Source organism: Planctopirus hydrillae (genome assembly GCF_001707835.1).
In the GTDB taxonomy this organism is placed as follows: Bacteria; Planctomycetota; Planctomycetia; order Planctomycetales; family Planctomycetaceae; genus Planctopirus; species Planctopirus hydrillae.
This window is the reverse complement of sequence record NZ_LYDR01000159.1, coordinates 24,760-49,630: the sequence shown is the minus strand read 5'-3', so window position 1 is coordinate 49,630 and position 24,871 is coordinate 24,760. Positions and strand designations below refer to the sequence as shown.

The window sequence follows — 24,871 nt, the reverse complement described above, 5'->3', positions numbered from 1 at the left end:
TCGTCGTTCATGGCTGCAACACGTGCGATCGACCGGGGGGCCCCCGGTATCGGGCGTAGCGGTTTTAACGCTATTCGCACTTGTCCTGTTTATTCGGCGTATGCCAGTTGCAAGGTTGAGGGATTGTGCCGTCACTACCGGGCATTTCGTTACATCCCGCAAACTCAACAGGCCTTGAACCTGTGAGAAATGCGCGAAATCAGCAGGAAGCTCTCCCAATGCACCTTCTCAGCATGCCGATGCGAATTTAGCTGCAGATTCTGCGTCTTGTGGCCACAGGCAGAAAGTGCCAGTCATACCATCCCGGACGGCGCTTTTCGTACGCGTGGCTGCCAGAAGCCAAACTACGAATTCAGTTTCTTCAGCCGCTGAAAAATCTCTTTGGGCTGAGACTGTGCATCCCACAGACCGCTATGCGGCAAAGAGTGCGGGGTCGCATCGTTCAGGTGCTTCCATGTCACACCGACGACGGCCGGCTTCGCGATCAATAACTGCATGATCTGAGTTGCCCAGTCGGCCTGCTCGCTCTCGCTCGGGCCGTTCTTCCACAATCGTGGATCGACACCGGTCTCGGTCGTTGTTTCGAGATCTGCAATTCCTGCCGATGGGCAGGAAAGTGTCACATGTAAAGGGATCCCCAGCCCGCCCCACAGATCGATCAGCCTGGAAAAGTCGAGCAGATCTCGATGCTGCGTCGAAGCCGGTTGATATCCAACCGCGATCTCCAGGTTGGCACCACTCAGGCCCACTCCGGATCGAACGAGGGCATCGACGGTCTGGATTGGCGAGAGTCGATGCTGACCCTTGGCCATGTAATCTCCCCATGGCTGATCGACGCGCAGAATCAGTTGAGACTCTTCATCAACCTGCCGGGCAATATCCAGCACTCTGGCAAGAAGTGCCAGTCGCTGATCTTCGGGTAACTTCAGCGCTCCACCCGTATTAAATCGTGTGGCGATCTCCCACAGTCTGACCCGGCCCTGGTACCGCAGCATGGCTGTTTCGATAAAATCGCAGATGAAGCTCTGCAGATTGAACGGATCATGTTCCCATGGTGCCAGCCAGCCAGGTAATCCGCCCGGGCCAAAATCGAGCAGTGGCCCGGCACGAACCACCATCTTGCGCGATTCACACCACTCCAACTGCTGATCGGTCAACTCCCACGAATAGTCCCCTTCCTGGGGCTCGACTTCTTTCCAGTCCAGTCGCAAGCAGGCCGAATTGAAAGGACTCGTAATCAACGACCAGTTCTCATGGGGAGCTGCATGCTCCAGCTCGATTCCCAGAATCGCCGGCAAGTGAGGGTACCGCTGCTGGCGACTGGCCAGTGCCTGTCGCGAATATGCCTGACCCAACTCTTTCGCAGCATCACAGGCGCTGACAATGGCCTGAGAAGCCAGCTCACACATGCGGCTCAGGTCATCTTCCAAGACCGCTTGCCGAAAATGAGCCTGAGCCTGTTTCAGAAGATCATAATAATTGACAGGAATTCGCAGTCCCGATAGCTCCCACTGCGATGCCTGATCGCGCAACTGCACGATCTTGCCGCGAGCCAGTTCCAAGGCCAGAACATAAGGCTCCTGCCGTTCTGGTAGCGATCCTGTACAAAGCAGCAGCCGACCGTGCCCCGCCACAGGCCAGGCAATATGGAACTTACCACTCTCAGAAGTATTCCTGCGGCACCCGAGCACATTTCCTTCCACCTCCATTCGGGAAGGAAAAATGCGACCATCCGGGCCAGCCAGATATCCGTGGTAGACTTCTGGCCAGTCTTTGAGGATCTCTTCGGAATCAACCACAAACCTCAGGAGCCCCATCAATCATCCTCGCTGGCTGAGTCTCGAATGAGCATTCTCTTTTCGTGAGGCAGAAGCCGGTCAACGGGCCGCTCGCTGTGTTTTCTGCAGTCGATCTCGAAAGTGGCAAAACTCTTCGGTTTGAATGAATCCAACACCATGAAATTGTGTGTCAGTGCTGTTTGAGACAGATCACTGGCAATTGAAATCCTCGCAACATATTGCGAAAGTCTAGTCCTCACTGGCAGTTGGTTCAAGCAGTGACCATGCTGAAGAGAGAACTCTCACTGGCAGTTCGCACATATTTTCGCCAGGTACTGCCCCCATGTCGTTCATGATCTGTTCATCATTCATCGATTAAGCCGGTTGTATGACCAACAATTCCCAGCCTTTGAATTCTCTCTCTCATCCGGCGGTTACGCAAAGCCATCTCCCTGGCATGACACCCCGCCAGGGCAAGGTTCGCGATGTTTACGACTTTGGCAACCAGCTCCTTTTCGTCGCCACGGATCGCATCAGTGCCTTTGACTGGATCCTCCCCACAGGCATTCCTGATAAAGGAAAACTCCTCACGCAGATGAGTTGCTTCTGGTTCGATCTGCTGAAGGTTCGCCATCATCTGGTCTCCACCAATCCGGCCACATTGCCCTTACCCCCCGGAACGGACCTTTCCCAACTCGAAGGCCGCAGCCTCGTCGTACAGAAAACCAGAGTCATTCCTATCGAATGCGTGGTGCGTGGCTATCTGGCCGGAAGTGGCTGGAAGGAGTATCGCGCTTCACAAACCATCTGTGGGATTTCACTCCCTCTTGGCCTCGTCGAATGCGACAAACTCCCCGAGCCAATCTTCACCCCTGCCACAAAAGCCGAAAGTGGCCATGATGAGAACATCTCTTTTGAACAGATGCAGCGGGATATTGATCCACAGCTCGCCGAAAAGCTTCGCGACCTCAGCCTCTCGATCTATCGCCAGGCAGCCGATTACGCTTTGAAAAAGGGGATTGTCCTGGCCGATACCAAATTCGAATTCGGATTATTGGGCGAGGACATTATTCTCATTGACGAAGTCCTTACCCCCGACAGTTCCCGCTTTTGGCCTCTCGATCAATATCAGCCCGGCCAAGGCCAGCCTTCGTTCGATAAACAGTTCGTTCGCGACTGGCTCGAAACCCAGCCGTGGGACAAAAACTCCCCGCCTCCTCCACTCCCGGAAGATGTCGTGCTGCAAACCCGGGCCAAGTATGTCGAAGCCTACGAACGACTCACAGGAAGCACTTTTTCGTGAAGTCAGACACACTTATGAAACATGCCTTTGTTTTCTTTTGAGTCTTTGTGAAGGCCTTAACCTGCTCATGCACGGAGTCGGTGGAAAGATCTGCCCATGTCGGCTCAAGATGTCTCATCACCCAGCATACCCACTCCTGGAACCCGCCCGGATTCCACCCAGGCGATGTTCAAGTCTTTAACTCCGCAGAATCTGGCTCTTCGCGATCAGGAATTCAACTGGGATCTCGCTGCCGAGAGTATCACTGTTCGCATTCGCTGGTTCGGTGTTCTGGTCGGGTTCGTGCTGGTGAACTTCGTGGGAAGTGGCGAGAACCAGTTCATTCTCAATGCCATTCTCACACTCGGTGCGATCTACGCGATTATCGATACCTGGTACAGCTTGCGAGGACTTGTTTTTCTCGATGCGGCACCACTGCTCATCTCGATGATGGAAGCCGTCTTTATTGGATTGCTCTGTTATTTTGATGAGGGCCTGCTCAGTCCATTTCGATTCTATTATTTTCTATCACTATTGGTCTGTGCGCTCCGTCATCCCGCCTGGATGACCTACATCTCACTTCTGTTTCACACAGCCAGCTATACCGCTTTAACTTTCAGTGTCACCCTCACCAACGAGCGGATGCTGGCGCTGGTCTTTATGCTCGTGCTGATGCTCTGGGTGACCTGGGCGACGGTCTCACTTTCTGACCTGTTAATGCGGGCCGGCCGCAGACTGGCCATGCTCAACGATGTACTCAGGCAGAACCAGGGCGAACTCGAACAAAGGATTAACGAGCGCACCAGGCAACTGCAGGAATCGCAGGCCATGCTGGTGCAGCATGAAAAACAGGCAGCATTCGGATTGCTGGCTGCCGGCATCGCCCATGAGGTGGGCAATCCTCTGGCTGCGATCAGTTCACTCGTGCAACTCCTCAATCGTCGGGACATCGATGCGCATACGCGGGAAAAGCTGCATCTCGTGGACGATCAATTGCGGCGTATCCAACGAACATTGCGAGAACTGGTCGATTTCAGCCGCCCTGCCACGAATGTCGAGACCAATTGCGACATTCACGAAGTCCTGGGGGCCGCCCTCAGTATTGCCAAGTATTATAAACGGAAAAAGGGGAAGCGAATTGTCACGGCGTTTGCCGAGAACATTCCCCGAGTGCGCGCTGTCCGTGATCAACTGGTGCAGGTCTTCCTGAACCTGATTCTCAACGCTCTGGATGCCACAGAAGAAGGGGGCCAGATCCATATTTCGACCTCGATTGCCGACGGCTGGTTGAGGATCGATATCCGCGATGACGGGCATGGTATTGAACCTGCCGCCCGCGCGCGAATTTTTCAGCCTTACTTCACCACCAAATCAACAGGGACTGGCCTGGGATTGTTCGTTTGTCGGAACATTATCGAACAGCAGTTGTATGGCCGTATTGAACTGACGGCATCCAGTTCATCAGGCTCCACCTTCACAGTCTTTCTCACGAGTGATGCCATTCAATCGATTGGCCAGCGACCAGCCGGGGTCGAAGTGGGCGAGTTACCTGCAGAAGAGCTTGCATGAAAACACCCCGCAAGCTCTGATACCCAGTTCGATGATCGTTCATGCGGGATGACCAAATGCGTGGCTGGGGTCAAACGTCCTCGTTTGCGTCCAGTTCATTTGACTTTGATTGTTTATGACAAACAGGCATGTGTGCCATGCTTGCAGCTCTGGGCAAGCATGTTCAGGTGACAATCAACGTACACTCCGCTGAAAGATTTCCAGCTCAGGTTTTCCAGATAGACCCTAAAAAAATTGGCCCTTCTCGTCAGGAAATACTTCGTGTCGGATACGACTGCTCCAGCATCACTCCCCGCTCAAGAGACGCCATCGGCCAGGCCGTTATGGCAAAAGATCCTCAAGTGGGTGCTTTTTGCAGTCGTGCTGGTTTATGTCAGTCGGCATCTCTGGCAAATGTGGCGCGATGGCCAGGCACATACCATCACGGTGCACTGGGGTTATGTCCTCATTGCTATCGGGCTGTTCACTTTCAGTTGGACACCTTCAATTTTTGTCTGGCGCCGGCTGCTGCGCTCGTGTCATCAGGAAACTGGCTTAACGGTCATTGCCAAAGCCTTCTATATCGGTCACTTCGGGAAGTATGTTCCCGGCAAAGCCATGGCATTGGCCATTCGCGGCTGGCTCGCGCGAGATGAAGCCGGTGTTCCTATGCGTATTGGTGTCTTGACCGCGGGTTACGAGGCCATTGCCTTTATGGCGGCTGGTTCCTTCTGGGCGATGATCTTTCTTCCCGTCGGTATGAAACGTCTCCTGAATGAATGGCAGATCCCCGACTGGTTCTGGTGGCTGTGGCCACTCTTAATGGTGATCTTGCTGCTGATTTCGTTGCCGGTTGTCGCACAGCTCATGAACCAGCTTTCTCGAAAGATGGCCTCACAGGTCACCGATGCCCCGCCATTAGCCATTGGGCCCTGGCAGCTTCTTGCACTTCTCGCACAGTTGAGTATTGCCTGGTTCATCAAAGCCATCGCCCTGGCCTGTTTATGGATGGGTGTCAGCTCTGCAGGGGCAGATCTCCCCAACATGCCCACCTGTCTGGCGGCGGCCACCATTGCAAATGTCGGTGGTTTTCTCGTCTTCTTCGCACCGGCTGGCCTGGGCCCGCGTGAATGGCTCATGATTGAAGTCTTCTCTCAGCCAGGCAGCTTGAGTTCTTCACAGATTGCCGTCATCACGATTCTGGCCAGACTCGTCAGCTTTCTGGGAGAAGCCGTCGGGGCTGTCATCTTCACGCTTGTCAGCCCTCGTCGGGCAGTCGTACCAGAAGCACATGATTCAACCCCCGCACCATAACTCGCTGCTCTTCGCGCGAGCGGATGTTTCGCGTTCCGTAGAGCGTTGAGCCTCCGACATTCACGAGCGCCATCGGAAAAAGTTCCCATTCAAGTTCTGGTTCAGTTCGCGCAGGATCAGCCACTTTTCTGGCCAGTTGAACTTTCAATTCCCAGACGGGATGCAGCAGTAAGGCATCAATCAGTTCATCAGGGACAGGCTCAGGCCATGTGTCCACAAGTTGCTGAGAAGTGATCCAGCGGGGACTGAACTCCTTCTTGAACGCACTTCCCGAAACAAACTCAGGCAATCGCTCGGGATCAAACACTCGGACTGACACCACAGGCTTTGTCCCCTCCTGCCCGTCACTCCAGAAGCGAGGCCAGATCAACGAACTGGCAGAGATGAAAATCACGAACCCGCTTGAAACCAGCCAGGGCCCTGTGAACTGCGGGTGGCGATGTTCGCTCATCTGAGCGACCACAGGTCCCTCGCCCTTATCCGCATGAATCGCTTTCAGCGCCAGACGGCTCGGCAGCAGCCCCTGGAACGCCATCAGCAGGCAAAGAGGCCATGTTGCTGCCAGACCGCGGATCCCCGTATCGGGCAGAAAGAATGGCAGCGAAGCGATCGTGGCAGCGGTTTGCAGCAGCAGGTAGATCGAGAGTTTGTCGAGAGGCCGGATTCTTGCTTTCCACAACAACCACAGGCCAACGCCCAGCACGATTATTAAACCCAGCCATCGCGAAGGGAGCTTCATCCAGTCAATTATGGAAAAGACGATCCACTTGCCAGAAATCTGCCATCCTCTCAGATAGCCAATCAATAACCCCCAGGGCTGCTCGCGAAAAGCGTCATCTGCCAGTTGATAGATTCTCGTCACCTGCGCACGATCATCCGGCAGTTCCCGAACTTCAGGATGCTCGATCAACACTCGATTCCATCCCGGCTGACCAGTCACCAGTCCATACCATGTATGGGCAAAACTTCCTTGACCAACCGAATAACCCGGCCCATACCAGCCGTTGAGCAGGGGTTGAATCGACAAGGCCAGCAGCATGGCCAGCAAGGCTCCCGCACTGGTGCCAATCATCACCCACGCTTTGGGTTTCGAACTCTCATGAGTCACCATGGCAGCAGGATGCGCCCCATGCGGCACAGTGAGCCCTGCTTCGTGACGATGCAAGGTCTGCTTCCCCGCGCCGACTTTCAGTCGGCTTCTCACCCACGACCATCCCGGAAATAGCAGAACCAGCGGCCACAAGGCCTGGCCGACCAGCACAAACATTGCTCCGGGCCGGGCCGATAATCCCAGTGCCAGTATGCCACTTCCTATGGCATAACAGACACCCATCGAACCGGGTTTCAATCCCGCTTGCACAGCCGGCACAATCCACGGGATTGCCAGCATGCCCAGCACTAAACCCAGTGGCTCCGACAGCATGGTGGGTGTCGATTCAAATGCAAAACGTTCGACCATCACAAAACTGGCGTACCGCACACCGAAATGAAATCCTGCGATCTGAAATGTTCGATCCATGACACACCAGCTCATCGCCAGAAGCATGGTCTGCAGCAGGATCGCACTTTCCCACGAACCTCCCATTGAGTGACGCACCGCCAGCCAGGCCGAATTCACAGGCCTCCGGCTCGGCCACGAGCTGATTTTTTCTCCTTCGAGAAGTTCGACGGCCCCCTGGTAATAGCCCGAGGCATCACTCCATGGCAGGATGCCACCAATCAGGCTGCCATGCGGCGACGGTCTCACCCAGGCTTCGGCCAGTGGTATTAAAAGGATTGTCATCACGATGGCAGGGACCAGCATGGGTAAGGCCCCCATGGCGACAGCTTTCAGCCATGCTCCCAGAAACCTCTGCATGCCATGCTGCGTGCCCTGCTTGCAGCCGTGGGCAAGCATGTCTTCAGAATGCCCAGGACGCGATTTCGCGCTGCGAATTGCATTCCACGGGTCAATTCGCCGAATCGACCACCAGACGACAATTGTCAGCCCCAACCACAACATCGGAGCCACCCACACCTGCACATAGGCGAGGCTTTCTCTCCAGGTGGCACTCATCGCAAACAACAAGCCAGCCAGTACAATTCCCGCCAGAGGGCCCAGAGGTTGAAGCAGCCGCTTTGCCACACTTTTCACCCGGAGGAGGTTCTCATTCTTCACAGGAGCAGAATCAATGGCATGCCTCCGTTCTCAGGAACTTTTGCGCCTGGCCATGCGAAACAACGCTTGTGTGCCGAACAGCTTGTTGTCACGGGGTGCTTGGCGTCGGATGTCTTCATCCGCCCCCAGTCCAGCAACGCTTTATTCGTTCATTGCAACTGTAATGATTCCCAAATTTCACCACGAACTTCGCTATGAATAACCCAGGTCACTTGTCCTGGGGGCAAACGAGGACGTTTGACCCCAGCCACGCGATCCATATTCACCGCAGTACAATTCAGCCCTTGGTCAATGGATCTGGTCAATGACTTTCAAATGACGTTCAACGCATGATGTCAACTCGTCATTCGTACGAGAGGCCCGGGCAGGATACCACAATCTTGTGAGGATGGAATCCTTACGCCATCGGAAGTCGCCATAGCCAGCCGCTGGTCACTTTGTGCCGGGAGGCAGGATCCGCGTCGAATAGAACTCGCGACGAAGAATCAGCTCCTCTCCTTCGCCAGCCTCGATCGTCACATAGCCATTGAGAAACAGCGCATCATCAGCCGCTGCCATCTCGCCTGTCGTCGCCCAGTGAATTCGCTGGTGTCCCACCGCCCCGCGGCTCCCCGCGGTTTCGGGAGTTGTCCAGCAGCGGACAATCACCGGGTAAGCCCGCGAAACATCCAGTGGCCAGGGCTCCTGATCGACTTCAACCCGCCACATGACTTGGCCAGAATTTCGATGAATCGCCGTCATCTCACCCGCCAGATAAGGTTGTCGATAACCATTGCGAAGCTGCAGCGAAGGAGCTTCCAGCCGCATCTGGCTGCCATTCGAAGCCCCGACATAAAATCGATCCCTGTCGAAAGTGGCCACAATCCGGCTCACCTTTTCCGGCAAGCTGATGGCTATTGCAGGTGCCATCGCCACCCCTGTCTGCTGATCCAGCAATAACAGTTGACCTCCTCCTGATCGTTTTGTGCGGTGGATCAAACCCATCGTCCACGCATCGAGTGGAAACGCGTAGCAGATCTGCGGGGCGGTATGCACCCAGACATTCTCTCCTGTCACCAGATCGTGGCAGACCAACTGATAGCGTACGGCGGGTAAAGCCTCACCCATGGCTTCTTCGGGTATGGGTTGTTCAGGTATTCGTTGTGGAGGCATTCGTGGTTCAGAGGCCTCCACCTGTTCTTCAAAGAGATAGCGGCCTTCGATCCACCAGCCTCGGGGAACTTCTCCGACAATCGTTGGGCTGCTCAATTGACGCCTCTTCGACGTCGCCTGTGCAGGAAAACGGCCTGGCATCGCCTGTTTCTCCAGCACTGTGCCATCCAGTGCATCGAGTCGATAAATCCATTCGCGCGCGACATCAATCAGCACAATGGTGTCAGAATCCCCTGCCAGTAATGACAGAGCAGGAATGTCGGCACGCGACCAGCGCGGTAATCCAGTCGCGGTATCGATCACTTCCAGAACTGCACCGCGAATCCAGGCTGTCAATTCCGGGGTGATCAGTTTTGCCTGACCAATCAGATTCCCATAAGGATCGGCCACACCAAACGAAACCGGATCTGCCAGATGACGACGCGCCTGTGCTGCCGGTACCCACTGATCGAGTGGATGCCGACTCTCGCTCGCCAGTTCGTATGACCATATCCTGCGAGGCTGAGGCTCACCGGCGGCATTCAGCGGTTGAATGGCCATCACTTCGGCACCCACCTGCAAAATCAACAGACGACCCACTCCCGTCGCCTGATGGAGTGTCCATGCCTGTCTTAAAAGGGGAATTTCATCCTCTTCCTGTTGCTTCAGACCATAAATCCAGGGCGACTCCACACGCTCTCCAGCAAAGCGAATGGCTGTCCCCGGGCGGGCTAACGAAATATCGAGACGGTCAGCGATCAGCCCAGGCCATGAGGTGGCCGGTATAGAAAACTGATAGACCTCTTCATTCCGCTCTCGAATCGAAGGGAGCACAAAACCTTCACGAGTCACTTGAGGAACACCCAGGACAGGCTCAGCTTTCCGGGGCAAGGTCAAATCATGCTCTCGAGAACTCTTCGTCGCCAGACGTGCCAATGATCGGTGCTTCAACATCTCTGCAGCATGGGCATCCTCCAGCAGACCTCGCTTTCTCCAGTCTTCGACAAGCTGGTTCCAGACCGAAGTCAGTCCTGCTTCCGCCAACCTGGCCGAGTTTGCGGGAGTCACCTGCCATCGCTCAATCATGGCCAGAGCAGCCAGTTCTCGCTGCAGGTGATCAACGTCCGCCAAAGTTTGTGCTGCAGCGAGAGAGCGATCTGAAGTCAGCCGGTGGGTTTGCAGATAGCTTCCCAGTGCGGTCCCCACCCAGAAGTCCACTGCATCGAACGAATCGCACTGGCACCAGCCGGCAAACATGTGAGTCCATCCGGGCCAATCGATCGATTGTTCAGCAATCGCAGGGGCTTCTTGGCCTCTGGTGGTCTGGTGATAAGCTCGCATGGCCACTGCCAAAGCTCTGCGGGAAGGCCGTACCTGCAGACCTGACGAAAGAAAGCTCTTCTGCCCGCGATTATCGATGAACCCGCGTCGCCCATCACCATCGATGATGCCCTGCACTGGTTCACTACCGGAAATCACTGGCGCGCTACCGGAAATCGCAGGCTCCCATGAATTTTTCACAGCGGGTGGTTGGCCCGGGAAAGATTTTTCCGTCATCGCTCCGGGAGATTCCAGAGCATCAGCCTCACGAAGTTGCACAAGTGAGATCGACTGTAAAGTCGCGAGAGCCTCTTGAGGAAGATCACATGCCAGCCAGTACCCGGCAAGCTCGATCCGCAGAGCAAGATGCTGATCAGGTGCCTTCGCGAGCAGTTCGCTGAACCTGCGGTTGACCTGTCTGAATTCTTGTGGATTGGTGGCAAAATCTCCCCAGCACAATTTCTGTTGCAAAAGTTCAATGGCCTCTTTCGGAGCCAATGGCCCCAGTTGGGAAGGCAAGTCCTGATCGGCCAGTTCCTGAAGCATCTCCCAGCCCGATTGAAAGTCACCCCGGGCCACTGCTCGCGACCATTGAGTGGCTCTGCTTTCTTTGGCAGCGAATGCCAAGGCAGGTCGAGGTTCGACAGTCAATCCCTGCGGGCTGATCGACCACAGTTCCTGATCTTTAACGAATAGCGCTGTGGCTGATTCCTCGTGACTTTCTGCAGGAAAAACAGCACGAACTTCTCCCGTAGTGGCCGATATCAGCAGTTTCTGACCATTCGTCAGCGGTGCCAGAAGCCATGCCTGTTGATCAGTCTCCTGCAGCAGGACAGGGCGACCGGAAAGGGACCAGCTCTTCGTTCCCGGATTTGTGGCCAGCAACGAGGAGCGATTCCACATCAGCTCTCCGTTATGGAGCCGATAAGCCCGGATTCCCTGCGATGTCACCACGATCACACACTGTTGATCCGGCCGCCCGGTTTCAGTCACACCAGCCACGAGAACTCCATCGGCAACCGTCTTCGACCAGAGCTGTCGTCCATTCAGAGACCAGGCCGACAATTGATTGGATTCCGGGGAAGTACCAATCAATACATTGTTCGAGAGGAGCAGCCTGGCTTCACGCCAACTGCGCCACCATTCATCCGGTAAATATCCCGGCGGCAGATCGGCCCGTTGAAATGGACTGGTCGGTGTATGAATCGGCAGCGAAGCTCGCCAGTCGATCGATCGCGAAGCCAGATGAATCGAGATCACTTCGCCCACGCCCGTGGTCACGATGCAGTTCGTGCCATCCCAGACCATTGCCACGGCGCTTCTCTGCAAAACGGGATGGACAGCCGGTGGTTGAGACAGTTGACCTAAACCGAGCGACCATTCGAATCGGCCATGCTCCCGATCCACCACGTACAGCCCCAGATTCTGGTCTTTTTCAGTCAGAAACAGGAGTTGATCATCAATCAGCAGTGGAGGGCCCAGAAACATGGTCTCGCTGAAGGGATAGGTCGAACCACTGCTCTGGCTTCCCAGACGCCAGAGGACTTTCCCAGTCGCGCTTTCCACGGCATTGAGCAGTCGATGAGCTGGGCGGCCATCTGTGCGCGAAGGAATGCGGTCAATCAGATAGAGTCGATCGTCATCCGGAGTCATCTGGGCATAGATCGTCTGCGAGTTCTCCAGCCCCACGATCGCTTGCCAGTCCTGGAGTGATAACGCTCCACGCTCCCAGGTTTCATTTCGGATCAATGGTGCCGGTACAGTCCAGACGATTTTTTCTGTCTGTCGATCCCTCGCCACAAACTTGAGTGGATCGCGTGTGATCACCAGATCTTCGGTGATCAGGGGCTGCAAAATCGAAACTGTAGCGATCCCGCGGGATCGCAGATAATGCCGGACCTGAGCCGTTCGATGTTCCCATAAATGAGGCTGCTGAGAACTGTCGTCAATCATTCTCCTGCTGATGACCACAGTCTGATCGGGAACTGTCTCGATGCGCGAGGGGGCTTTCTGCTCAGACTTCTGTGCCGGCCAGACTTCGTCGCCAAGGCGCTCTTTCAAGAGTCGCAGCGCATGACCTCGACGTTCGCGCTCCCCTGATCGAGTTGCAAAACCCGGCTGTTCGTTCAGTACTCCACTGGCTCGCGCGAGTTGGGTTCGCCGGGCCGCATTGTCGAACTTCAATAGTGGATGTTGAGACAACTCAAAGTAGATCGAAGCTGCCAGCTCAGCCTGACCGCGGTCACGAGCCCTGGCAGCCAGTTCTTCCCAGGCCTTGATCCCAGCGGCTGACAGGTCAAACTGCAAACTGAATTGAAGCAGTCGTTCTCCCCGCGATTCATCCACGGGTAACTCGCGGTAAGCCAGATCGGCCGCAAGTTGAATATCTTTCAACAACTTCTGCTGTTGATACGGCAACAACTGATTGTACCACTCTCGCCGAAGCCGCCAGACAGCGTGAAACGTCGAGCTGTTTTCGGAAGTTGTCATGACCGCTTGAGGATCGATGGCCAGCACCCGGTCGGCAATCACAATCGACAACTCTCGATTTCCCGTGCGAAGAGCATTGGTCAGTTCTCGTAACTGACGTGTAGTGGCTGGTGAGATCTCCGGGCGAAGCTGCCGGGCCAGTGTCGCCTGTAAGGAACTTTCGGGTGCCGAGTGAACCGGCACATCACCATTCGAGAGCTCTCGCTCCGGTTCAGCGGGTTGGTTTTCTTGAGCAAATGCCGCTGCGGGTAAGCAGCTCATTCCGAATATCAGCACCAGGCCCACGATCACAGACGTGAAAAACGCCGACAGAACGAACGCAGATTCCAGGCGTTTGATGCCTGATTGCCGGGCAGTGATTGTCGAGAACATGCTCATTTCGGTACCTGAGCCTCACGTTTCTGACAGTCTTCTCTCTCCACGACACAGCGATTGCTCGGCAATTACCAATAAAAAAATGACCTCAGAACAACTTCGTGCAGGTTATGTACCATGAAGTGGGAGAATACGATATGCGAGACCTATTTCGACCAACTCGTGTCCCCTCTGAAACCCGCGTCTGCGCGGGAGAGGGCAGGGTGAGGGCCTTTTTCATTCTTCCAACCGTAGGGTGCCATGCAGCGCCAGCGAAATGCACCACCTCTTCTCTGCTTCGCGCAAAAACATCCAATTTCAAATCGTCCTCACGCGAAGCCGCGAAGTTTTCCAAGAAGATCTGCATGATTCAAGTAGGGCATGCTCCCGCATGCCACTCACTGAATCTTGCCAGCAACCTCTGGAACCCTCGCCCGCGTCTTCGTGGGAGAGGGTGGCACGGAGTGCCGGGTGAGGGTCTAACCAATCGATATGCCTCATTCACAAGGGCTGCCGCAGGGACGCCGAGTGTTGGCCAGTGACCAGAAATGAAAAGCATTCCGCGTTGAGGTCGCTGGTTGATAGAACGCCAACAACGTTCGAGCTCGGCCTCATCCCGGCCTTCTCCCGTCGGAACGGGAGAAGGAGATAGGAACCCTCGCCCACGTCTTCATGCGATCACTCGGCGCGCCGCGACTTCTCGAGGACTTCGAGAGCCCGTGCATTTTTGGCATCGAGTGCCAGTGCCGTTTCTGCCTTCTGGCGGGCTTCCTTTGACTGGCCGAGGGTTTGCAGCAGTACAGCCCAGCCGGCCCACGCTTCGGCCAGTTCATCATCGAGTTGGCAGGCGATCGAAAACTCTTCGAGAGCCTCCTCCGGCTTGACGCCAGATAACCCTTCGGCCAGCAGCCAATGGGCTTTCGGCTGCGTCACATCGATTTCCAGCACCTTGGCGGCATACCGGGCCGTGTTCGGCAAATCGTTCTCGTTCCAGGCAATTTCTGCTCGCTGCAGCCGGTACTCAGATTCATCATTCTCATAGAGCGACAGCTTTTCGAGAACCGCTTTATACCTGGGCAGATCCATACGATGGGGCAGAATCTCAGCGAGTGCGATCGTTGATGAAATGTCACTCGGAAATGTCGTTTCAGCCAATGACGCGTACTTTAGGGCGTCATCCCAGCGCTTGGTTTGAATCAACAAGGGGAGAAGTCGCTGCAGGAGCTGATGATCTGGCTGGGAATCATCCAGAGCCGAAGCCAGCTTCTGAATGGCTTTCTCTGGGGCTTCTCCGCGAAGATCCAGTTCTGCCAGGGCGATGGCGGCTGTCGCACAGTGAGGATCGATCTCCAGAGCTTCGCGAGCCAGCTTGCGGGCTTCATCCCGGCGGCGATCCTTGACTTTCAACATCGCTGCCCGGCCCAGCCACTCGGCATTGCGAGGTTCCTTTTCTAAAGCCGTCTCCACGTCACTTTTTGAATATTCGGTACTGGCCTCAGCTCGACCCGGAAGCTGTGCCACGATCTTGTCGAGGTAATCCAGGTATCCCGCTTCGAAGTCTTTGATGTCGGTCTGAAAGAGTTCCTTCAGAGCCACCTCGGTCGTTTTGCCGGCTCGATAGGCCAACAAAAGTTTCTCCAGTGCAGGCTCACCAAACCGCTCGACCAGATAGTTCGCGTAGAGATCGCTCTGGCAATACGCAAAATTCCAGTCATCGCCATTCTTTGCACTGATGAACCCGAGGTTCAGGTTCGAAAGATTCCGCAGATCCCGCCGCGGAACCCGCTTGCGAAGCATGTCATTCCACTCCGCAGGACGAGGATAACCTTCGTTCCTCACTGCCAGAGCCTCGGTATACCAGTGGGGAATATTGAACTGTGTCTGCTGCAACGTCAGCACATGCACATATTCATGCCGAATGACCCGTGACCAGTTATAGGGCTCATTCAGCCCGTTCGGCGAAGCCAGGGCAATCATCATTCCCGTGGAGGCACCAATCGTCTGTACCCACGGCAAACCGACCATCCGGGCACTGAACCATTCGTGAGCCGTCTGACCATTCCCCTTGCTGTAAATCTCGATGGTGGTTCGTGTGGATGGTTCGTATCCGAACTGCTTCACCAGTTGTGGATAGACTTCATTTTCCAGAAACTTCGACATGTAGCGGGCGAGCAATTTGTCCTGCTCGTTGTCATAGCGAATTACAAAGTGATCGGTCGAAAGTGTCGCGTAGCCATCCAACTGACGGATGACTTTACGCATGTTGCTGACACGCATGTGGTATGGATCGCTCTTGAATGCCTGATCGAGCATCGTGCGGGCTTCATCCACGCGCGACATCTGCAGCGTCAGCATCCCGAGGTTATTTCTGGCAGCAGTGAGTTGAGGCATGACAGCGAGTGCCGCCCGATAAAACTTTTCGGCCAGTTCAAACTTGCGATGCATTTCGAGAGCTTCGCCCGTTGTCGATAAAACTTCACCACAGGCACTGTTGATCTTTGCTGCGGCAATCAACGTGGATTCGTAGGCCTCGGGAGCATCTGCCGCGGCTGGAAGATCAGCCACATGATCAATCGATTCGAGAAGTACCTGCAGGCGGGGCAATGAACGAATTCCGTCACGTTGAATCTGGGCCGCGACAATCAGACCTGTCGTTGTGGGATCAGTCGGACAGATTGCTTTTGCCAGTTGCAACTGTTCGAGAGCCGCTTCCGGCTGATTCGAGAACAGCAAAGATCTTGCCAGAAGCGTATATGCCAGGGGTTCGCCAGGTGCATGTTTCAGCACCTCTCTGGCCAGTCGATTCGATGCATCCCAGTCGTAATCCTGTGCCGCCGCTTGAGCTCTGCCCAGCAACACAGTCACAGCCCGCGGGTTAATCGCGAGAGCTGCCTGGAACTCCTGTTGAGCCTGCGGCTTGTTGTATTTCTCCAGCAGGAGCCGGCCACTCAATTCATGAGCCTGCCAGAAAAGTGGATCGGCTTTGAGAGCATCAACGCAGAGCGTATTCAGCACGAAGTCAAAAATCTGTTTCCCGGTATGCCAGCGGGCATATGCCAGCGAACCTTCGGCAGCGAGTAACAGCTCTTCCGCTTTTTCTGGCTGAACGCGATTGTAGTACCTGACGAAATACCGCCAGCCTTCGTCCGCCTGCTTTAATCGACCAGTGGCCTGATAAACCTCTGCCAGAGTCCGGCGTGCCCAGAGTTCATCCGCTTCCCTCTGAATGGCTTCTTGTGCGATTGTTTCTGCGACATCCAGTTTGCCATTCAGAAAGGCATACCACGCCAGCAGCCCGAGAATCCGCGGATGTTCGGAATGCAGCTTCTTGAGTGCTTCCAGCCGCTCGCAGGCCCGGGCTCGATGTCCGGTTTCGAGATCAATGCGCGCGAGCGCGATCTCGGCATACTGTGGTCCTGTGAGAGGATGCGGGCTGTTGGCGAATTCGCCGGGGAGATCATCCTTTGTGGCCGACTGCTTTTTCAGGAACTCATACGCTTCCTGGGCCTCTTCGTAGCGACCTTTCTGAAGATGCTCGTAGGCCTCACGCCATGTGACAGGCGGAGATGGTTCATCGGCTGTGCACAGATTTCGACTGGCGACTCCTCCCACACAGAAAAGAGCCAGTAGAAAGCAGAAGCAAAACTTCGCGGAGATCAACCGAACATCCAGGACAGCACGCATCACTCAGCACCTGACCAGCAGAACCAGGAATACGCCAGCGAGCAGCATGATTTCTCATGAAGTCATCACTGCTCGCTGCGCAAAGACGCTGATTCCAGTCTGTCTGTTACGATGGGCGAATGCTACGGGAAAGCGTACCGAAAAACGGTTGCTCAACGGATCGAAGCTGAGTCTGGCTGCGGATGTGCGATGAACACGGCCTTCGTGGAGAATCTGTTAGAGCAGACTTTCCAGCAGCATGCGCATCTTTCGGAGCTCAAGTGCGCGATCGGTATCGGTAATAAGTTCCGGATACATCTCGACCGAAAGTGCCCGCGTGTAGTTGCAGCGCTGCAACTGACTGATGATCCGGTTGTAATCGACTTCCCCCAGACCAACGGGAATCTGCAATTGTGTGGGAGAAGTATCCCTCAAGTGCGTGTGATAAGTGTAAGGAAAGACGGGGTCAATCGATTGATTCGAAAACGGACCACAGATGACCGCACTCGGATCGAGAGTAATCCCTAATCCTTGAACCGACTGACAGAGTTCGACAGCAGTGCGTGGATCTTCCGTCAGTGTTGAAGTCTTCATCTTCAAGGAAAGACGAATTCCCGAGGTGCTGGCAATTGCCTGGCGACTGCGCAGGCGATCAATCTCTTCATTAAAAGGTGTTCCCAAAGCACCCGCCGGAATCGTGATCTGGGTGATCTTGAGGATCTTGGCCAGTTTGCAAATGGATTCAAATGGGCCGGGGGGAAGATCTTGCTCGAGGCTGATCGCCACGGGAGTCAGCCGGGTTGCTTCCCGATAGTGTTTGACGAATCGCTCGGGATTATCGGCCACATAAGACGACTTTAAATGTTCCGAGGCGTCGTCCATCCATAATTCGAGCTTGTCATAATGCAGATCGGCGATCTGCGAGCAGGCTTCAGCGAACGAAATATCCGAAAAACATCGAGAAGAAATTGCTACGAACATGAGCCCCTCCCTGACAATCCCAACCTGATCAAACCCGTCTTCGAATGACCGGATCAACCGGTACCGATCAGGGGCAAGGTGTATCCATCGAAAGCTAAATCAATATCTGAAATAGACTTCTGTCGATAATGAGTCCTGGATCCCTCCAGTTGACACTCTGTGAATTTATCCGGATCAGGCTGACCCTGCAAGGCGTTCCGTCCGCGCGGATCATGCCGAAAAGACTTGGCGCATCAATTGTTCGTGTTTTGCTGCGAAATGGTCGATAACCCTTCTGAGAGCCTGGAGAAGTCTTCTCTGGCATGGGGCATCGTATTGACGGTGGGGGAATGGCGAGAATGAACTCGACATCAACGCTGGGAATCCTGGCACTTGGAATTGCAGCCTTGTTTTCGGGCTGTTCCGTGACTGATCAGACAGTTCGTGGACAGTCTCCTTACGTTCTGGCCGATGGTTCACCTGTTGATCAGGCCGCCATTCTAAATCAGGAACGCACGCAGGCTCCACTGATTGGTTCAGCACCCGGATATGGCCAGCATGCGAAAGCGCACGCCAAACACCACGATTACACATTGGTGCCCGGGGCACGTAATCACAATTACGGCTTTGAGGGTGGTTACTACGCCGGGAATGAAGGTTACTTCACTGGCAATCAGGGCCAGGTTTACACCAACCATCCCACCTACGGTCAGGGTTTAGGCCACGGTCGTGGAGATGGCTGCCCACATTGTCAGTATGGCAATGCCTGCCCACCAGATGGCTGCAAACGCTGCGGCAAAGGTTGCGGCTACCCACACAGTCACCACACCTACCGGCATGTTTGGCCGCAAAACCTCAGCTATCCCACCGGGCCAGTCCCCGCTGGCATGGTGCAATACCCCTATTACACACACCGCGGCCCAACAGATTTCTTCATGAAGTAGTTGATAGCCGGCTCGACTTCGCTCAAAGCGTAATCAACCCCATAGCAATATGGGGTTTTTTCGTTTTTCCAGTTCTCCCCATGGCTCAGTTCGAGTTAGCCCGGATAATTGCCGGTGTGAACCTTCTTCACTGGAAATTCCTCTATTCCCGAGACGGACAATTTTCCCCGGTTCTTGTAAGCTGTCGCTGGATGTCATGAGGTCTTCGACCTGCCCAGAAAGCGACTCGCCCGGCAGGAAGAAGGTCTCGCAATAACCAGACTCGATCGTGAGTCGTATTTTTCAAGTCAGACTGGTGTTGAGCGACAGCAACCTTCCGGCGGAGTCGGCCGGGGAGAGCGTCTGTCGTCAGACTGGTCAGGATGCATTTCAACATGATTGCTTCAGGTTCTGCTCCCTCGTCTATCAAAGTTCAACTGCCCGATGGATCGGTGAAAGAGTTTCCGGCGGATGTCACACCGCTGGCGATTGCGGAATCGATCAGCCCTCGATTGGCGCAAGCCGCCATTGCCGCCCGTGTGGGCGAGAAGGTTACTGACCTCAAGCGGCCCGTGAGTGAAACCACAGACGTTCAACCTGTTCCCGTGCAGATCCTCACCGAGAAGGACGCCGCCTCACTGGGCGTGCTGCGCCACTCATGTGCCCATCTCATGGCGCGGGCCATCATGCGGGTCTTCCCCGGCGTGCAGCTCGCCTTCGGCCCCACCACCGGGAATGGTTACTACTACGACCTCGACCTGCCTCATAAACTGAGTGAAGACGACTTCGCGCGCATTGAAGCGGAAATGCAGAAGCTTGTCGAAATGGCCGAGCCGTTCGAGCGATTTATTACCAATCGCGACGAAGCTCTGGCGATGCTCGAAGGGATGGGCCAGAAGCTCAAGTGCGAACACATACAGACTGGTCTCGCCAGCGAAGCGACTGTCAGTTTCTACCGACAGGGGGAGTTCGTCGATCTCTGCCGAGGGCCGCATATTCCCGACGCAGGGCGGATCAAGGCTTTCCGGCTGCTGAGTGTGGCGGGGGCTTACTGGAAAGGCGATGCCAGCGGTCAACAGCTCCAGCGTGTCTATGGAACTGCCTGGTTCTCGCAGAAGGATCTCGATGCACACCTTGAACAGGTGAACGAAGCCAAACGGCGTGATCACCGCGTGCTGGGGAAGCAGCTCAACCTGTTTTCAATCAGCCCCGAAGTGGGAGCCGGACTCTGTTTGTGGCTCCCTAAGGGGGCCACTGTGCGGGCACTCCTCGAAGAATTCATCAAAGGGGAACTGCTTAAGCGCGGCTACCAGCCGGTCTACACTCCGCATATCGGCCGGGTCGAGCTTTATGAGACCAGCGGCCACTTCCCCTACTACCGCGATTCGCAGTTCACCCCGCTCTATGGCCATGACGGCGGGCAACTCGTGGATTTCTGGATCCGCAAACTTCAGGAAGGTGCGATCAGCGAAGCCGACGAAAAATCGCTCCTCGCTTCGGCGAAGATTCTGGGAGTCGAGATTCCCGAATACGCAGTTGCCGGTTCAAGCGAGGCGAAGATCGAAGTCCTCCGCACCTGGGAGAAGCAGCAGGAGCGGTATCTCCTTAAGCCGATGAACTGCCCGCACCACGCCCAGATCTACAAGTCGATGCAGCGCAGCTACCGCGATCTGCCTGTCCGTCTGGCTGAGTTCGGCACTGTCTATCGCCACGAGCAATCGGGCGAGCTCAACGGCATGCTCCGCGTCCGGGGTTTGACTCAGGACGATGCGCACCTCTTCTGTACTCCCGAACAAGTCGAGGAAGAGTTCCGCGCGACCTTGCAACTGGTGCAGTTTGTGCTGGCAAGTGTCGGGCTGGAGGATTACCGCGTCCAGTTATCGCTGCGTGATCCCAAGAGCGACAAGTATGTCGGGAGCGAGGAGAACTGGCAGCGGGCCGAAGCCAGCCTGAGGAGTGTGCTGACTGAACTCAATCTGCCATTCACTGCCCGCGAGGGGGAAGCGGCGTTCTACGGACCCAAGGCCGACTTCATGGTCAAGGATTGCATTGGCCGCGAATGGCAACTGGGAACCGTGCAGCTCGATTACAACCTGCCCGAGCGATTTCAGTTGGAATATGTCGGTGCTGATAATCAGGCCCACCGGCCCGTGATGATTCACCGCGCACCGTTCGGTTCGATGGAGCGGTTCACCGGCATGCTGATCGAACACTTCGCCGGTGCGTTCCCGTTGTGGCTGGCTCCAGAGCAGGTGCGGGTGCTGTCGATCAGTGATAAGTTCGAAGGCTATGCCCGCGAAGTGGAACGCGAGTTCCGGGCCGCGGGCTTCCGCGTGACCACCGATCTGCGGGGGGCGAAAATCAACGGCAAGATCCGCGATGCGCAGATCGAGCTGATCCCGTACATGCTGGTGGTGGGGGGGAAGGATCAGGAGAATCGTACCGTTTCGATTCGTGATCGGATCGAGGGAGATCTCGGTGCAGTCCCTCTGGCCGAAGCGATTGCCCGACTGCAGCAGGAAGTGAGTGAAAAGCGCATCCGCAGTATCGCCAAACCCGCACCTGCTCCCGCAACAAGCAACGAGGGAGAGAACTACGCGGATTGATTGGGGAGGAGATGGTTGTGGATTGTGGGAAGCGAATTGCCGCTTGGCTTTTCCTCGCCATGATGGGGTCAGGGTGCGGTGCGATGATCGATCGCATGCTGGCACCCGCTCCCCCATCGCAGTCCATGACAATCTACTACCAGCCGCGAGACTGGATTTCGCCCTGGTCGAATGACGAAAACTTCCAGACCTTGCCGGTGGATCAGGAAATCTGTTCGATCCTTCATCGTGGTCGGGCGAAAGATGCCCTGCCAATCATTGAAGAGACGCTCGGTGCAGCGGACATCAATGCCGATCAGCGGCAGCGACTGTTGTTTCTCAAGGCGATCGCTTTGGCAGAAACTCATGAGACAAAAGGTGCGATTCAGATTCTTGATCAATTGATTGCAAGTACTCCCGATCAATGGGAGTTCTACTTTCACCGCTGGCAATTGCGCCTGCTGGCGCTAGATGAACAGGGGGCAAAGGCCGATCGTGAGGCGGGTATGAAGCTGAATCCGAAGCAGTTCTCACAGGATTTTTCGCCAACAAGTGGCGTCTTCTGATGGGATTTCCGAGCTGAACTGCTTGTTGAGAGATCTGTAAAGCATGCTTGCTCCGAGCCGCAAGCATGGCACTTAGCACCCACCTCTGGAACCCTCGCCCGCGTCTTCGTGGGAGAGGGCAGGGTGAGGGTCATCCCGAACGATATGCATGTTTCACAAAGGCTTGTGCAGGGGCGCCGATTGACTGTCAGTGTCCAGAGATGAAAAGCATTTCGCGATGGGGTCGCTGGTTGATAGAACGCCAACAAGGTTCGAGTTCGCCCTCATCCCGGCCTTCTCCCGTCGGAACGGGAGAAGGAGATAAGAACCCTCGCCCGCGTCTTCGTGGGAGAGGGTCGCCGCCGGCCGGGTCACCCATTCCCAAGCGGGTGTGCATGTCATCTCGCGATGAACATCAGTTTCCGGGTAACCAGAGTCCGCCGCTGGAACTGGCGGTGGTTTGTGGCTGATCGGGAGTCCAGAGTCCGCCGGGTGTCGTGGTGTCGGTCTGTGTGACAATTCCTGAAGCCGAGATGCCAGGGAGTGGTTTCCGCGAGATGGCTGAGACGGACTCAAGAAACTCGCGGAGTTGCGGCAACTTGGGAAGGTAGTAGCTGACGAATTTTTGAATCAGTTCGTCGTAGCCGGGAACTTCCGGTGCCATGGCCCGCAGATTCAATTCGTACATATCATGCTGGAGTGTGAACGAAAACTCGGTGGTCCCTTGAGGAGCGGGGAGCTTGCGTTCTTCGCCAATCCAGTGAAGTGCACCCTGGAAGTTGTTCCGCAGAAGTTCCATTTCACCGAGGGAGCGATAGAGCTTGACCTTGTCGACCTTATCGAGTGGTTCGGGTCGGCGGGTGATTTCAATTTCGACGTCATAGAGGAACTGCGGATGCTGGATGAGCAGTGCCCGATTGAACGCCAGCTTGAGCTGCTCATCAGAGAGCTGAGAGACGGGCAATCGCTGGAAGTCGATCACTGAAAGATTGGCCAGGGGTGTCTCGGGGGTCACTTCCAGCAGCGGGAGTGGTTCCACTTGAAGCTGTTGGAAAATCTTCCGGAGATCGAGCAATTTGCGAACCTGTGCCGCAAACGAATCGAGAACGAAAATCGCTGCAGTGACGGCAATGTTCATTGCAGGATCTTTGGCAGCTTCTTCTGGTGATTTGCCAGCCAGCCCGGCGGCAGGTGTTTTGGCCCACTTTTCGTTGAGCTTCCAATGGAAGAGCTGGTCTTCCAGATCGCGACTCTGCGAAGGTGTCAATCGGGAGGGGAAGTAGTGCTGCCTTTGCAGTTCGATCCACTGCTCGGGAACTCCGGCAATTGGCTGATTGGCTTCGCTGCTATCGCTCAAAAGGTCACCAGCGGCTTCCTTGAGGAGAGCAATCGCCGTTTCCATTTCCTGACCAGCATAAGCCACCAGCCCAGCCAATGCCTGTGCTGAACCATCCGGCGCTGCATCGAAGATATGGACTTCACCCAACGATGCCGGGAGCTGATCTGGCGCAGGGAGACCTTCACCAAGGACCAGCTCTTTCAAGCTGCGATCATAAATCTGGTACACGGCGACGGGAGCGACTGGCAATCGCGAGAAGTCGCGCTCTTCGCGGTTGAGACGATCGTGCTGATCGAACGCTGTGAGCAGACGCGAGACTGAAGAGACGGCAAACTCGTGACGAACGAGATTGGGCTCATCGGAACTGGCACTGATCTGCAGGAGTTGAGCCAGCGTCTCGCATTCGACAGCCTTCGATCGATCGGTGTAAAGACGCGCGGCCTGATGGAAGCCAGCGGCGGCTTCGGCTTCGTTTCCATCCCAGGCCCGGCACAAAGCGGCCGCATGGGCAACTACGGGAGAATCCGGAAGCTGGCGGGACAGCGCTGCAAAAGTATCGGCAGCCGCTTCGAAGCAGCCGATCTGCACAAACTTCTGGCCCTTTTTGAATTCCTTCTCGTGCTCTTCGCTCCCGGCGAACTCGGGGAGATGATGCGCTCCGCGCAGTGGCCACGGAATCTGCGGATTGTTATCGACCTGCAGCAGCCGGAGGAAGACATCCTGACGTTCGTCTTCTGCGGCAAAGCGAAGTGCGAGTGACATCGCTTCGCGAGTGGCCATCCAGGCATTGCGCGACATCATGACGGTCGCAATCCCAATCGCCAGATGACTGCACATGGCGGGGTACTTGCGGGTGCAGCGGAAGAATGCCTTCTGGATGATTTTGCGAGACGGTTCGTAGCTGTCTGTCGCCAGCGAAGCCATCGCATAGAGGCAGAAGGCGTAGTCGTTGTCGGTATGAGTTTCGAGCAGTTTTTTGAGCAGATCGCGAGCGAGATCTGGCCGTTCCATCTGCAGATGAATAGTGGATGTCGTGGTCACAATCCAGGCATGGCTGGACGTATCGGGAGTGACTTTGCGGTCGAGAGCTTCGAGGGCCGTCAATGCAGGGCGTAACTGGCCATCTGCGATCAACCGGTCGATACGCGACATCTCGTCGGAGATCGGTGCACAGCAGAACTTGAGTTTCTTCCCACTGCCACACGGGCAGGGCTGGTAAAGATCGACGGCCATTCCTGTTTCCTTCCCTGTCGGCCGCGATGACCAGAGGTCGTCACCGGCACTGGAGTCTATCGTTTGTCGAATGTGGATCTGACAGACGGAATGATTGAAGACCTCATTCAGTCCAACAGCTTATCTATCGAAGAAGAACCAATTCTCTGGAGGCAATCTTCATGAGGGATCGTCTCCGAGTGAGTCACGCCTGACGGATCGTTGGCGGCGATCCGATGGATATGCAAACTGTGAAATGACTTTAGTTT

General features: G+C 55.5%; 12 protein-coding genes. 6 read left to right on the top strand and 6 right to left on the bottom strand.

Annotated elements, in window-relative coordinates; translation table 11 throughout:
* Positions 1-344: 344 nt before the first annotated feature.
* Entirely contained in the window at positions 345-1,817 is a 1,473-nt protein-coding gene (locus tag A6X21_RS23330) for an endo-1,4-beta-xylanase (protein ID WP_068853481.1), read from the bottom strand.
* 349 nt (positions 1,818-2,166) lie between these two features.
* Here A6X21_RS23330 and A6X21_RS23325 point away from each other — a divergent pair, with 349 nt between their 5' ends.
* The 3 genes from A6X21_RS23325 to A6X21_RS23315 all read left to right on the top strand — a co-directional run bounded on the left by A6X21_RS23325 (position 2,167) and on the right by A6X21_RS23315 (position 5,922).
* Positions 2,167-3,081: a phosphoribosylaminoimidazolesuccinocarboxamide synthase gene (locus tag A6X21_RS23325; RefSeq protein ID WP_068853479.1), complete on the top strand. Its 915-nt coding sequence runs from the start codon at positions 2,167-2,169 to the stop codon at positions 3,079-3,081.
* A 96-nt stretch (positions 3,082-3,177) separates the two neighbouring features.
* Positions 3,178-4,629 (top strand): sensor histidine kinase, encoded by a 1,452-nt coding sequence (locus A6X21_RS23320; RefSeq protein ID WP_083233868.1) that lies wholly within the window; start codon positions 3,178-3,180, stop codon positions 4,627-4,629.
* Positions 4,630-4,890: 261 nt separating this feature from the next.
* Positions 4,891-5,922, top strand: a complete 1,032-nt coding sequence (locus tag A6X21_RS23315) for a lysylphosphatidylglycerol synthase transmembrane domain-containing protein (RefSeq protein ID WP_068853476.1) — start codon at positions 4,891-4,893, stop codon at positions 5,920-5,922.
* Here the strand turns inward: A6X21_RS23315 and A6X21_RS23310 are convergent.
* The 4 genes from A6X21_RS23310 to A6X21_RS23295 form a co-directional block, all read right to left on the bottom strand.
* On the bottom strand, positions 5,867-8,047 hold the full coding sequence (locus tag A6X21_RS23310; RefSeq protein WP_131818521.1) for a hypothetical protein: 2,181 nt from the start codon (positions 8,045-8,047) through the stop codon (positions 5,867-5,869). The genes A6X21_RS23315 and A6X21_RS23310 overlap by 56 nt on opposite strands.
* 465 nt (positions 8,048-8,512) lie before the next feature.
* On the bottom strand, positions 8,513-13,399 hold the full coding sequence (locus tag A6X21_RS23305; RefSeq protein ID WP_110766522.1) for an outer membrane protein assembly factor BamB family protein: 4,887 nt from the start codon (positions 13,397-13,399) through the stop codon (positions 8,513-8,515).
* 654 nt (positions 13,400-14,053) lie between these two features.
* Complete coding sequence (locus A6X21_RS23300; protein WP_068853472.1) at positions 14,054-17,059, bottom strand: tetratricopeptide repeat protein; 3,006 nt, start codon at positions 17,057-17,059, stop codon at positions 14,054-14,056.
* Between the two features lie 216 nt (positions 17,060-17,275).
* A complete protein-coding gene (locus tag A6X21_RS23295) occupies positions 17,276-18,019 on the bottom strand; it encodes a sugar phosphate isomerase/epimerase family protein (protein WP_068853470.1) in 744 nt (247 codons plus the stop codon).
* A gap of 338 nt (positions 18,020-18,357) precedes the next feature.
* Here A6X21_RS23295 and A6X21_RS23290 point away from each other — a divergent pair, with 338 nt between their 5' ends.
* The 3 genes from A6X21_RS23290 (at position 18,358) to A6X21_RS23280 (ending at position 22,072) form a co-directional block, all read left to right on the top strand.
* Complete coding sequence (locus tag A6X21_RS23290; protein ID WP_131818520.1) at positions 18,358-18,942, top strand: hypothetical protein; 585 nt, start codon at positions 18,358-18,360, stop codon at positions 18,940-18,942.
* A gap of 374 nt (positions 18,943-19,316) precedes the next feature.
* Complete coding sequence (thrS, locus tag A6X21_RS23285; protein ID WP_068853528.1) at positions 19,317-21,527, top strand: threonine--tRNA ligase; 2,211 nt, start codon at positions 19,317-19,319, stop codon at positions 21,525-21,527.
* Between the two features lie 83 nt (positions 21,528-21,610).
* Complete coding sequence (locus tag A6X21_RS23280; RefSeq protein ID WP_131818519.1) at positions 21,611-22,072, top strand: hypothetical protein; 462 nt, start codon at positions 21,611-21,613, stop codon at positions 22,070-22,072.
* 394 nt (positions 22,073-22,466) lie between these two features.
* Here A6X21_RS23280 and A6X21_RS23275 read toward each other — a convergent pair whose 3' ends face one another.
* Complete coding sequence (locus A6X21_RS23275; protein ID WP_068853464.1) at positions 22,467-24,623, bottom strand: SEC-C domain-containing protein; 2,157 nt, start codon at positions 24,621-24,623, stop codon at positions 22,467-22,469.
* Positions 24,624-24,871 lie beyond the last annotated feature (248 nt).

Bases quoted from the DNA above. Each gene is read 5' to 3' on its own strand.
- A6X21_RS23280 (WP_131818519.1), top strand. From the start codon at position 21,611: ATGATCGATCGCATGCTGGCACCCGCTCCCCCATCGCAGTCCATGACA.
- A6X21_RS23275 (WP_068853464.1), bottom strand. From the start codon at position 24,623: ATGGCCGTCGATCTTTACCAGCCCTGCCCGTGTGGCAGTGGGAAGAAA.
- A6X21_RS23320 (WP_083233868.1), top strand. From the start codon at position 3,178: ATGTCGGCTCAAGATGTCTCATCACCCAGCATACCCACTCCTGGAACC.
- thrS (WP_068853528.1), top strand. From the start codon at position 19,317: ATGATTGCTTCAGGTTCTGCTCCCTCGTCTATCAAAGTTCAACTGCCC.
- A6X21_RS23290 (WP_131818520.1), top strand. From the start codon at position 18,358: ATGAACTCGACATCAACGCTGGGAATCCTGGCACTTGGAATTGCAGCC.
- A6X21_RS23330 (WP_068853481.1), bottom strand. From the start codon at position 1,817: ATGGGGCTCCTGAGGTTTGTGGTTGATTCCGAAGAGATCCTCAAAGAC.
- A6X21_RS23300 (WP_068853472.1), bottom strand. From the start codon at position 17,059: ATGCGTGCTGTCCTGGATGTTCGGTTGATCTCCGCGAAGTTTTGCTTC.
- A6X21_RS23325 (WP_068853479.1), top strand. From the start codon at position 2,167: ATGACCAACAATTCCCAGCCTTTGAATTCTCTCTCTCATCCGGCGGTT.
- A6X21_RS23295 (WP_068853470.1), bottom strand. From the start codon at position 18,019: ATGTTCGTAGCAATTTCTTCTCGATGTTTTTCGGATATTTCGTTCGCT.
- A6X21_RS23305 (WP_110766522.1), bottom strand. From the start codon at position 13,399: ATGAGCATGTTCTCGACAATCACTGCCCGGCAATCAGGCATCAAACGC.